Origin of the sequence: Streptomyces sp. BK79 (genome assembly GCF_044142145.1) — a bacterium.
Lineage (GTDB): Bacteria > Actinomycetota > Actinomycetes > Streptomycetales > Streptomycetaceae > Streptomyces.
Genome location: NZ_JBHVOC010000011.1, coordinates 119961 through 131127 on the forward strand (window position 1 = coordinate 119961; position 11167 = coordinate 131127).

The 11167-nt window shown below is 74.6% G+C and carries 10 protein-coding genes and 1 pseudogene; 9 read left to right on the top strand and 2 right to left on the bottom strand.

The window, feature by feature from the left end; all coding sequences use genetic code 11:
• Positions 1 to 11: 11 nt before the first annotated feature.
• Positions 12 to 1151, bottom strand: coding sequence for a Ku protein (locus ACFIF2_RS15890; RefSeq protein WP_395573283.1), 1140 nt, complete (start codon positions 1149 to 1151; stop codon positions 12 to 14).
• Between the two features lie 77 nt (positions 1152 to 1228).
• On the opposite strand from ACFIF2_RS15890, the gene ligD reads away from it, so the two are divergent.
• Entirely contained in the window at positions 1229 to 2110 is an 882-nt protein-coding gene (ligD, locus tag ACFIF2_RS15895; RefSeq protein ID WP_395573284.1) for a non-homologous end-joining DNA ligase, read from the top strand.
• Positions 2111 to 2188: 78 nt separating this feature from the next.
• Here the strand turns inward: ligD and ACFIF2_RS15900 are convergent.
• A pseudogene (locus ACFIF2_RS15900) lies at positions 2189 to 2991 on the bottom strand (nuclease-related domain-containing protein).
• A 256-nt stretch (positions 2992 to 3247) separates the two neighbouring features.
• Between ACFIF2_RS15900 and ACFIF2_RS15905 the strand changes: the two are divergent.
• The 8 genes from ACFIF2_RS15905 (at position 3248) to ACFIF2_RS15940 (ending at position 11080) form a co-directional block, all read left to right on the top strand.
• Positions 3248 to 4030, top strand: coding sequence for a hypothetical protein (locus ACFIF2_RS15905; RefSeq protein WP_395573285.1), 783 nt, complete (start codon positions 3248 to 3250; stop codon positions 4028 to 4030).
• Complete coding sequence (locus ACFIF2_RS15910) at positions 4027 to 5271, top strand: ATP-binding protein (protein ID WP_395573286.1); 1245 nt, start codon at positions 4027 to 4029, stop codon at positions 5269 to 5271. Before ACFIF2_RS15905 ends, ACFIF2_RS15910 begins: the two co-directional genes overlap by 4 nt.
• 139 nt (positions 5272 to 5410) lie before the next feature.
• Complete coding sequence (locus ACFIF2_RS15915) at positions 5411 to 5872, top strand: SH3 domain-containing protein (RefSeq protein ID WP_395573287.1); 462 nt, start codon at positions 5411 to 5413, stop codon at positions 5870 to 5872.
• Positions 5873 to 5915: 43 nt separating this feature from the next.
• Complete coding sequence (locus ACFIF2_RS15920) at positions 5916 to 7307, top strand: FtsW/RodA/SpoVE family cell cycle protein (RefSeq protein WP_395573288.1); 1392 nt, start codon at positions 5916 to 5918, stop codon at positions 7305 to 7307.
• A 70-nt stretch (positions 7308 to 7377) separates the two neighbouring features.
• Positions 7378 to 8835, top strand: a complete 1458-nt coding sequence (locus tag ACFIF2_RS15925; RefSeq protein ID WP_395573289.1) for a penicillin-binding transpeptidase domain-containing protein — start codon at positions 7378 to 7380, stop codon at positions 8833 to 8835.
• Between the two features lie 152 nt (positions 8836 to 8987).
• Positions 8988 to 9926 carry a diiron oxygenase gene (locus ACFIF2_RS15930; RefSeq protein WP_395573290.1) on the top strand — a complete coding sequence of 313 codons (939 nt, stop codon included), beginning with the start codon at positions 8988 to 8990 and terminating at the stop codon, positions 9924 to 9926.
• A gap of 62 nt (positions 9927 to 9988) precedes the next feature.
• Complete coding sequence (locus tag ACFIF2_RS15935; protein ID WP_395573291.1) at positions 9989 to 10642, top strand: TetR/AcrR family transcriptional regulator; 654 nt, start codon at positions 9989 to 9991, stop codon at positions 10640 to 10642.
• 114 nt (positions 10643 to 10756) lie between these two features.
• Positions 10757 to 11080, top strand: a complete 324-nt coding sequence (locus ACFIF2_RS15940) for a hypothetical protein (RefSeq protein WP_395573292.1) — start codon at positions 10757 to 10759, stop codon at positions 11078 to 11080.
• Positions 11081 to 11167: the final 87 nt, after the last annotated feature.

Consider the following 11167-nt stretch of genomic DNA (forward strand, 5'->3'; position numbering starts at 1 on the left):
GCCCCGCGGGTTCAGGCGCTGTGCTTGCGTGACGTCGTCTTCTTCGTGGTGCTCTTCGCGGCCGTTCCCTTGCCCGTCGCCTTCTTCGCGGCCGGGGACGCGGACTTCTTCGCGGCCTTCTCGCCGGTCGCCGCCTTTCCGGAGGTCGTCGCCTTCCCGGAGGTCGCGGCCTTCCCGGAGGTCGCGGCCTTCCCGGCCCTCGCGGCGGAGGACGTGGACTTCTTCGGCTCCGTCCGCTTCGCCGCCGTCTTCTTCGCCGCCGTGGACGTCGACTTCTTGCCGCCGGTCTCCTTGGGGGCCCGGCGGGACGTCGTCGCCCCGCGCCGCGGCAAGGTCCTGACCTCGGCCTCCTCGGCCGGTCCCGCGCCTTCCCCGCCCCTGGGCCGCCGTGCCGCCCGCACGCTGCTCTCCAGCGCGGCCATCAGGTCCAGCACCTTCCCGGACGGCGCCGCCTCGGGGGCCTGCGGGGGCGTCTCGCCGGCGGCCTTGGCGGCGATGACCTCCTCCAGGGCCTCGCGGTACTCGTCGTGGAGTTCGTCCAGGTCGATCTCGCCGAGGGTGTCCATCAGGGCGTCCGCGAGGTCCAGCTCCTGTTCGCGGACGGTGACGCCCTCGTCCTGGGCGACGCCCTCGGGGGCGCGCACCTCGTCCGGCCACAGCAGGGCGTGCATCGTGATGGTGTCGCCGACCACCCGGAGCATGCCGAGGCGCTCCCGGCCCCGCAGCGCGAACTTGGCCACGGCGACCCGGTCGCTGCGCCCCAGCGCCTCGCGCAGCAGCGTGTACGGCTTGGCGGCGGGGGCGCCGCTCGCCGCGAGGTAGTAGGCGGAGCCCATCTGGAGCGGGTCGATGCGGTCCTCGGGCACGAAGGCCACGATCTCGATCGTCCGCGCGGTCGCGACCGGCAGCCGGGCCAGCTCCTCGTCGGTGACCGGGATCAGCGAACCGTCGGCGTCCTCGTAGGCCCGGCCGATCTCGTCCTGGCTTACCTCGCGGTCCTCCAGCTCGCAGACCTTGCGGTAGCGGATCCGGCCGCCGTCCTCGGTGTGGATCTGGCGGAAGGAGACCGCGTGGCTCTCGGTCGCGTTCATGAGCTTGACCGGGATGCTGACGAGGCCGAAGGAGATGGCGCCGTTCCAGATGGATCGCACGTGCCGCACCCTTCCTCTCGGCCGGCCGCCGGAAGACCGCCGGGCGGTTTGTCCGTGTTCCGTGAGATTCTCATGGTATGGCGCCGATCACAGAGGTGGAGGGGCGACGGGTGGCCCTCAGCAACCTGGACAAGGTGCTGTATCCCGGGACCGGCCTCACCAAGGGCGAGGTGCTGCACTACTACGCGACGACGGCCGGGGTGCTGCTGCCGCACCTGCGGGGCCGCGCCGTCTCCTTCCTGCGCTACCCGGACGGTCCCGACGGCCAGGTGTTCTTCACCAAGAACGTGCCGCCGGGTACGCCCGAGTGGGTCACCACGGCCGAGGTGCCCCGGTCGGAGGGCCCGGCGCGGATGGTGCTGGTGCAGGACCTGGCGAGCCTGATGTGGGCGGCGAACCTGGTCACCGAGTTCCACACCCACCAGTGGACCGCCGACGACCCCGACGAGGCCGACCGGCTGGTGTTCGACCTCGACCCCGGGCCGCCGGCGACCGTCGTGCAGTGCTGCGAGGTCGCGCTGTGGCTGCGGGAGCGGCTGGCGGCGGACGGGATCGAGGCGTACGCGAAGACGTCCGGGGCCAAGGGGTTGCACCTGCTGGCGGGGGTGCGGGGCGCGTCGTCGGAGCGGGTGTCGGAGTACGCGAAGGCGCTGGCCCAGGAGGCGGAGCGGGCGCTGCCGAAACTGGTGGTGCACCGGATGGCGCGCAGCCTGCGGCCGGGGAAGGTGTTCGTGGACTGGAGCCAGAACGCCGCCCGCAAGACGACGGCCGCCCCGTACACGATGCGGGCCCGCTCGGTGCCGGCGGTCTCCACTCCGGTGACCTGGGACGAGGTGGCCGGGTGCCGGCGGGCCGAGCGGTTCGTCTTCCGGGCGGAGGACGTCGGGGCGCGGGTGCGGGACCACGGCGACCTGCTGGCGCCGCTGCTCGACCGGCGGCGGGCGGCGGCCCTGCCCTGACGGGCGGCCCGGCACGGGCTGCCCTGACGGGCGGCCCGGCACGGTGCGTACTCGGACTCACCCCCGTACGCACCCGGCTCAGACGCGCGTCCAGGTGGCGCGGTCGCGTGCGATGGCGTGCAGGGCCTCCACGTCGGCCGGTTTGAGCATCCCGCCCGTGCGGGCCAGGTCCGGCAGGTCCTCGTCGGTGAGGACGCGCACGGTGCGGGGCGGGACCGTGACGGTCACCTGTGCCGGGCCGACGAGGAGGAGGACGGGACGCACCTCGGCCGTCAGGGCGTGGGAGGCCCGGTCGGCGCCGGCGCGGACCCGGCGCAGCAGGGGAGCGGCTCCCGGCGGCCCAGGGCGACGAGCGGGTCGGTGATGCGCACGCGCTGTCCGCGGGCGGGCAGCGCGTGGACGGCGAAGAGCCCGCCGGGGCCGATCACCAGGTGGTGGACGCGGTCGCCGCCGGGCAGCGGGACGGAGTGCAGGGTGTGCCAGCCGGCGCCCTCGAGGCGGTCGAGGGCCTCCCCCGCCGCCTGCTCGGCCGCCAGCGCCCGGCGTCGCGGGTCGGGGCGCAGCCGGTGCGGTGGGGGCGGGTCGCGGTCCAGGTCGACCAGGAGCGCCTCGCCGGGCCGGTTGGGGGCGAGGTCGTCGTCGGGGTGCAGGGAGAGGCGGGCCAGTTCGGCGGGCGTCGGGACCGGGGGCGGGCCGACCGTGACCGGGCCGGTGAGGAAGGGGCCCAGGGCGTCGAGGACGTCGTCCTCGTGCTCGTCCCTCAGTACGTTGACGCGGGCGGCCTCACGGTCGTACCAGGCGACGTTCCCGCCGTCCGGGAGGCAGACGTACAGCCGCTCCCGGCCGTGGTGCCGGGTCGGTATGACGCGCAGTCCGTTCATGCACCATCACCCCAGGACCATGGGAACAGGCGGGGCACCGGGGGGCAAGAAGGCGGACACCTCCGCCCGCCGGCCGGCCCGGGGCACCGCGCGGTGGCCGGAGGACCTGCCCGAGTAGCCCGGCGCACCGCCCCGCGCGCAAAATGGACTCCCGTACGAACGCGATGCGACGGATCAGCGATGCCGGTCGCCGGTGCCGGTCGCCGGTGCCGGTCGCCGGTGCCGGCCGCCTGTCGACCGAACCCCCAGGAGTGCAGTGCTCCCGAGCCGCCGCGGGCATCCCGCCCGCGTCCCCGCCGTCCTCGCGCTGCTCCTGGTGACCGGGGCGGCCGGGGCCCTGGCCGCGTGCGGCGACTCGGGCGGACTGCGCGGCGCCGGCCCGACGCGCGCGGCGCAGAGCCCGGCCCGGCTCTGGCCCGACCTGACGCCGGCGTCGAGCCCCGCGTACGACATCGGCGAGGTGGACAACGAGGTCGTCGAGGGCGTGGCCGTGCCCGGCGGCGACATCCGCGCGGCGGACCCGGTGGCCGCCGTACGGGCGGAGATCACCGCGCACCCGGACGACTACGAGGGCGGGAAGGCGCCGTACCGCGAGACGGCCGTGCGGATGGCGGACTGCGGGGCGGGCGGCGCCGGTGCGGACGGGTGCCCGGTGCTCCGTCCGTACTACCGCGACCTGACCGGCGACGGGCGCCCCGAGATGACCCTGGGTTTCCGGCTGCTGCCCGAGAAGCTGACCGCCGTGCGCGTCTACACCGTGGAGAAGGACCGGCTGGTGCGGATCATGTCGTACGACGACGCGGTGAGCGCCGTCGAGCTGGCCGGGCGGACGGTGATCGTCCGCTCGCCCTCGGAGGTGGCGGGGTACGAGTACCGGCTCCAGTGGACGTGGGACCCCGACCAGCGGGCCATGCTGCTGACGAGCGACGAGATGCTGCGCACGGACGACGGCGAGGAGCACACCGGGCCCGCGTCGCCCACCCCCTCCACGTCCCCCTCCCCCGCGCCCTCCGCGTCCTCGTCGGGGAGCGCCCGGTGAGGCTCGCCCTCCCCCGGTGGACCGGGCCGCTCGCGGTGAAGGCCGCCGTCTTCATCACCGTGATGTGCTGCGCGCTCGCCGCGCTGCTCGGCGTCCTGGTGCACGTCTCGGTGACCAACCAGACCGTGGGCCAGGCCCGCGACGCGGCCCTCGCCCGGCTGGAGGAGGCGTCGGAGGCGTACGAGGCGGGGGACCCGCTGCGGCGGAGCGCGGGCGTGGATCCGCCGGGGCTGCCCGAGCGGCTGCGGGAGCTGGCCGTCTCCGGCCGGCGCGGCACGATGGTCGCGGAGTACGACGGGCGGCCCACGATGTGGGCGGCGGGTCCCGCCGCCGGCGGCCGGGCGCTCGCGGTACGGGTCGACCACTCGCAGGGCGAGCGCACCATCGACGGGCTCGACGGCGCGATCGTGTGGTCGTCGGCCCTGGCGATCGGGGCGACGCTGCTGGTGGGGGCGTTCGCCGTGACGCGGGTGACCCGGCGGCTGCACGCCACGGCCCGGGTGGCGCGGCGGATCAGCGGGGGCGACCTCGACGCGCGGGTCGGCGACCCCCGCGCCCAGGACCCGACCCGCCCGCAGGACGAGGTGGCCTCGGTCGCCGCCGCGCTGGACTCCATGGCGTCGTCGTTGCAGGGCAAGCTGCTCGCCGAGCAGCGGTTCACCGCGGACGTGGCGCACGAGCTGCGCACGCCGCTCACCGGCCTGCACGCGGCGGCCGAGCTGCTGCCGCCGGGCCGCCCGACCGAACTGGTGCGGGACCGGGTGGCCGCGCTGCGCACGCTCACCGAGGACCTGCTGGAGATCTCCCGGCTGGACAGCGGCCGGGAGCGGCTGGAGACGGAGCCGGAGGCGCTGGGCGACCTGGCCCGGCGGGTGGTCCGGGCCTGGGGCAGCGACACGCGCGTGGACGTCGTCCGGGACGCGCGGGTGGAGACCGACCGGCGGCGGCTGGAGCGGGTGCTGGGCAACCTGGTCGTGAACGCGCACCGGCACGGGCGGCTGCCGGTGGTGCTCGCCGTCGACGGGCCGGTGATCACCGTCCGGGACCACGGGGACGGCTTCCCGGAGTACCTCCTCGTCCACGGTCCGCAGCGGTTCCGCACCGAGGGCGGTACGAAGGGGCACGGTCTCGGGCTGACGATCGCGGTGGGACAGGCGGAGGTGCTCGGCGCGCGCCTGGAGTTCACCAACCCCCCGGACGGCGGGGCGCTCGCGACCCTGACGCTGCCTCAGCAGGCCTGACGCGCCCGGGGGGCCGGCCGTTTCGCCCGGGGGACCGGCCGTTTCCCCGATGGCTCAGTGCGGCGGGCGGTCCGTACCGGCCGCTCCTAATGTGGCGGTTAGTCACCTGAAGACCCGTCTGCTCCCGGGAGGTACTCCCATGTCCCCGCTGACCGCACTGTCCTCGCGCTCACCACTCGTCCGCGGCCTCGCCACGGCCGTCGCCGCCGGGGCGCTCGCCACCGCCGTCGCCGTCACACCCGCCGTCGCGAACGACGAGTGGGGCGGCGAGGGCCCCGGTTCCGGCAGCGCCGCCGCCGGCCCCACCGGGGGAGACGGCGGCGGCGACGGCGGCCAGGGCGGGGGGAACGACGGCCGCCGGGAGCAGGGCCGGTACCGGGGCGTCGTCACCGCCGACCGGCTCGCCCTGCGCACCTCGCCGACCCGGGGCGGGCAGGTCATCCGCTACGCCCACCGGGGCGAGACCGTCCGCATCCACTGCAAGACCCCCGGCGACAAGGTGCACGGCAACCCCCTCTGGTACCTCCTCACGGACGGCACGTGGGCGTGGGGCGCGGCTCGCCACATCGACAACATCGGTCCCGCGCCGCGCTGGTGCTGATGCCGACAACCCCCACACCCCACCATTTAGGTAAGTTCCGGACATGACCAAGGCCGGAACCGGAACCGGAATCACCGTGGCGCAGGCGGACACCCCCGCTCCCGTCGCGCGTCTCCCCCGGCGCCGCGGCATCGAACTCGCGCTGATCCTGATGGCCGTGCTGCTGTCGGTGTTCGGCTACTGCGACGTCGGCCTCGCCCAGCACGGCACCCTCCCGCCCGGCGCCGCCGGTTACGGCGCCGGGCTCGGCGTCCTCGCGCTCCTCGCCCACCTGGCGGTACGGCTGCGCGCCCCGTACGCCGACCCGCTGCTGCTGCCCATCGGCGTGCTGCTCAACGGCCTCGGTCTGGTGCTGATCTACCGGCTCGACCTGGAGACGCCGGGCGACCGGGCCGCCCCCACCCAGCTGGTGTGGTCGACGCTGGGCGTGGCGTTGTTCATCGTGGTCGTCCTGCTGCTGCGCGACCACCGCGTGCTCCAGCGCTACGCCTACGTCTGCGTCGCCGCCGCGCTCGCGCTGCTCACGGTGCCGATCTTCTTCCCGGCGGTGAACGGCGCCCGCATCTGGATCCGGATCGAGGGCTTCTCCATCCAGCCCGGCGAGTTCGCGAAGGTGCTCCTGGCCGTCTTCTTCGCCGCCTACCTGGCCGCCAACCGCAGCGCGCTGGCGTACGCGGGCCGCAGGGTGTGGCGGCTCCAGCTGCCCACCGGCCGCGTGCTCGGCCCGATCGTGGCGGTGTGGCTGGTCAGCGTCGGCGTCCTGGTCCTGGAACGCGACCTCGGCACCTCGCTCCTCTTCTTCGGTCTCTTCGTGGTCCTCCTCTACGTCGCCACCGGCCGCACCGGCTGGATCGCCGTCGGCCTGCTGCTGGCCTCGCTGGGCGCGGTGGCGGTGGGGTGGCTGGAGCCGCACGTGCACAGCAGGGTCGAGGACTGGCTGCACCCGTTCGCGTCGATCGAGGCGGGTCAGGGGCCCAACCAGCTGGCCCAGTCGCTGTTCGCCTTCGCGGCGGGCGGGGTGACCGGCACGGGCCTGGGCCTCGGGCACTCCGTCCTGATCGGGTTCGCCGTCAAGTCCGACTTCATCCTGGCGACCGCCGGGGAGGAGCTGGGCTTCCTCGGCCTGACCGCGATCTTCCTGCTGTACGCGCTGCTGGTGGAGCGCGGCTACCGGGCGGGCCTCGCCGCGCGCGACCCGTTCGGCCGGCTGCTCGCGGTCGGCCTCTCCTCGATCGTGGCGCTCCAGGTGTTCGTCATCGCGGGCGGCGTGACCGGGCTGATCCCGCTGACCGGCATGGCGATGCCGTTCCTGGCCCAGGGCGGCTCCTCGGTCGTCACCAACTGGGCGATCGTGGCGCTGCTGATCCGGGTCAGCCACGCGGCCCGCAGCCAGGCCGGGCAGGCGGGGCGGGCAGACGGGCGGGAGGCGCCGTGAGGACGGGAGGCGCGGTGCGGGCGGGAGGCGCGGTGCGGGCGGGTGGCGCGGTGCGGGCGGGGCGGGTCCGGTGACCCGGCACATCCGGCACGCCGCCGCGTTCTGCGCCCTGCTGCTGGCCGCACTGCTGGTGAACGCGGCCCGGGTGCAGATCGTCCAGGCCCCGCAGTACGACGGCAACCCGGCCAACCGGCGCCCGGACATCGCCCGCTACCAGCAGCCGCGCGGCGACATCCTGGTCGGCGGCGAGCCGGTCACCGGCTCCCGGGACACCGGCGAGCACCTGCGCTTCGAACGGACCTACCAGAACGGGCCGTTGTACGCGCCGATCACCGGCTTCGCCTCGCAGGCGTACGGGACGACGCTGCTGGAGCACGCCGAGGACGGCCTGCTGTCCGGCGCCGACCCGATGCTCGCGCCGCTGCCGCTGTGGAACGACGTCACGGGCGCCCACAGCCCCGGCGGTGACGTGGTCACGACGATCGACGGAGCCGCGCAGCGGGCGGCGTTCGCGGGGCTCGGCCGGCACAAGGGGGCGGTGGCCGCGATCGAGCCGGCCACGGGCCGCGTCCTGGCGCTGGTGTCCACCCCCTCGTACGACCCCCAGCTGCTGTCCGGGAACAGCGCGGCCGCCACCCGGACCTGGGACCGGCTCAACGGCGACCCGGACAAGCCGATGCTCAACCGGGCCGTGCGCCGGACCTATCCGCCGGGTTCGACGTTCAAGGTGGTCACCGCGGCGGCGGCGCTGGACGCGGGCGTCATCCGCGACCTGGACGCGCCGACCCGCTCCCCCGACCCGTACACCCTCCCCGGCACCCGGACCCGCCTGACGAACGAGGCCGACGGCTGCCGGAACGCCTCGCTGCGCCAGGCGTTCGAGCGGTCCTGCAACACGGTGTTCGCCAAGCTGGGCGTGGACGTCGGGGTGACGGACATGGCCGCCACGGCGGAGTCCTTCGGCTTCAACGACGACGGACTGCGCATCCCGTTCGCCGCCTCGCCGAGCACCTTCGACACCTCGGTGGACCGGGCGCAGCTCGGCCTGTCGTCCATCGGGCAGTACAACACGCGGGCCACCCCGCTCCAGATGGCGATGGTGGCGGCGGCGGTCGCGAGCGGCGGCCAGGTGCGCACGCCGTACCTGGTGGAGCGGACGCAGCGGGCGGGCGGCAGCCTGGTGGCGACGGCCGGCTCGCGGCCCTCCCGGGAGGCGATGCGCCCCTCGACGGCGGCGCGGCTGAAGGAGCTGATGACCGGCGTGGTGGAGAAGGGCACCGGCGCGAACGCGGCGATCCGCGGCGCCACCGTCGGCGGCAAGACCGGCACCGCCCAGCACGGCGTCGGCAACTCGGGGACGCCGTACGCCTGGTTCGTGTCCTGGGCGCAGGGGGACCGGGACCTGGAGCCGAAGGTCGCGGTCGCCGTGGTGGTCGAGGGCTCGGCGGCGGACGGCGGACGCGTCAGCGGGGGCGGCCTGGCGGCACCGATCGCGCGGGCGGTGATGGAGGCGGTCCTCAAGCCGTGAGCCGGGTCTGCCGGCGCCCCGGCCGCCTCTCACTTCTTTACTCGCGGTCAACAACTCGCGCACAGGGGATTGACGGGCTTACTGACAGGCAGTCTCATAAGACGGATGAGTCACCGCCGGTAACAGAACCCGTTCGACGAGGTGGGACAGCCATGACGACCCTGACGGAAGCCGACGCGCTCGAGGGCCTGCGCGACGCGCTCGGCCTGCTCAAGGACCGGGAACAGGTGGCCGAACGGCTGCTCGACTCCTCCGCCAAGCACTCCTTCGACCCGGACAAGGAGCTGGACTGGGACGCGCCGTTCGAGGACGGCAAGTGGTTCTGGCCGCCGGAGCTGGTGTCGCTCTACGACACCCCGATATGGAAGCGGATGAGCGAGGAGCAGCGCATCCTGCTCTCCCAGCACGAGGCCGCCGCGCTCGCCTCCCTCGGCATCTGGTTCGAGCTGATCCTGATGCAGCTCCTGGTCCGGCACATCTACGACAAGGCGGCGACGAGCGCCCACGTGCGCTACGCGCTGACCGAGATCGAGGACGAGTGCCGGCACTCGAAGATGTTCGCCCGGCTGATATCGCGCGGTGAGACGCCGTGGTACCCGGTGAGCCCGCTCCACCTGCACCTGGGGCGCCTGTTCAAGACGATCTCCACCACGCCCGGCTCCTTCACCGCCACGCTCCTCGGCGAAGAGGTCCTGGACTGGATGCAGCGGCTGACCTTCCCCGACGAGCGGGTCCAGCCGCTGGTCCGGGGCGTCACGCGCATCCACGTCGTCGAGGAGGCCCGGCACGTGCGCTACGCCCGTGAGGAGCTGCGCCGGCAGATGGTGACGGCCCCGAAGTGGTCGCGGGAGTTCACCCGGATCACCTCCGGCGAGTTCGCCCGCGTCTTCTCCGTCGCCTTCGTCAACCCCGAGGTCTACACCAACGTCGGCCTGCACAAGCGCGAGGCCCTGGCCCAGGTCAAGGCCAGCGGCCACCGCAGGGAGATCATGCAGACCGGCGCGAAGCGCCTGACGGACTTCCTGGACGACATCGGCGTCCTGCGCGGTGTGGGCCGCACGCTGTGGAGGTCGTCGGGACTCCTGGCGTAGTCGGACCGGTCGGGCCCGCCGACGCGGGTGGGCGCGGGGACGCGCGGGTTACGCTGCGGTTCATGACCCCGCAGGCCCCCACCCCCGCCTACCGCCGCCTCAGCGTCGAGGAGCGCCGCGTCCAGCTGCTCGACGCGGCGCTCGCCCTCTTCGCCCACCGGCCGCCGGAGGAGGTCTCCCTGGACGAGGTGGCGGAGCAGGCCGGGGTCTCGCGGCCACTGGTGTACCGGTACTTCCCCGGCGGCAAGCAGCAGTTGTACGAGGCCGCGCTCCGGTCCGCCGCCGACGAGCTGAGGCTCTGCTTCGACGAGCCCCGCGAGGGCCCGCTGCTGGCCCGGCTCTCCCGGGCGCTGGACCGCTACCTCACCTTCGTCGACGAGCACGACACCGGCTTCAGCGCCCTGCTGCGCGGCGGCAGCGTGGCGGAGACCTCGCGGACCTCCTCCATCGTGGACGGCGTGCGCCGGGCCGCCGCCGACCACATCATGAGCCACCTGGACGTCACCGAGCCCGGCCCGCGGCTGCGGATGACCGTCCGGATGTGGATCACGGCGGTGGAGGCGGCCTCGCTGATCTGGCTGGACGAGGACAAGCAGCCGCCCGTCGACGAGCTGCGGGACTGGCTCGTGGAGCAGTTCCTCGCCGTGCTCACCGTCACCGCCCGCCGCGACCCGCAGACCGAGGCACTGGTCGAGGCGCTGGCGGCGGACCTCTGACACCGGCGCCCGACCTGTGCCACCGGCGCCCGGGCCTCCGACACCGGCGCCCGGACCTCTGACACCGGAGGCCCGATCACCGACACCGGCGGCCCCGTCATCGACACTGGTGCCGTGAAGAGCGAAGACACCCCCTTCGAGGGCGGCCCGATGGACGGGCGGGTGCTGCCGGTGCTGGTCGGGATGACCGGGCACCCGCCGAAGACGTACCGCATCCCCGTGCCGGACCCGGACGGCGGCCCGTCCACCGTGCTCGTGTACCGGCGGGTGCCCCGCGACGCCCGGGGCGGGCTCGGGTTCGCCCGCTGGAAGTACGTCCACGACCCCGAAGGGCGCACGGGCTCCGGGCGGAAGTGGCCCTGGTCCAGGCCGGGGGCCCGGCCCGCCGCCGATCCAGACGCCACGCCGGGTGGCAAGCCGGACGACGCCCACGGGTGACCCCGTTGCGCCGAACCGCGCACACTCGGCGCGCGGCCTCGCGCAAGGCGCCACATGCTCACCGTGCGGAGCGGACCCACCGCTCCG

Excerpts from the sequence above, each read along its gene's own strand:
- ACFIF2_RS15935 (WP_395573291.1), top strand. The coding sequence starts at position 9,989 with ATGACCCCGCAGGCCCCCACCCCCGCCTACCGCCGCCTCAGCGTCGAG.
- ACFIF2_RS15920 (WP_395573288.1), top strand. The coding sequence starts at position 5,916 with ATGACCAAGGCCGGAACCGGAACCGGAATCACCGTGGCGCAGGCGGAC.
- ligD (WP_395573284.1), top strand. The coding sequence starts at position 1,229 with ATGGCGCCGATCACAGAGGTGGAGGGGCGACGGGTGGCCCTCAGCAAC.
- ACFIF2_RS15930 (WP_395573290.1), top strand. The coding sequence starts at position 8,988 with ATGACGACCCTGACGGAAGCCGACGCGCTCGAGGGCCTGCGCGACGCG.
- ACFIF2_RS15915 (WP_395573287.1), top strand. The coding sequence starts at position 5,411 with ATGTCCCCGCTGACCGCACTGTCCTCGCGCTCACCACTCGTCCGCGGC.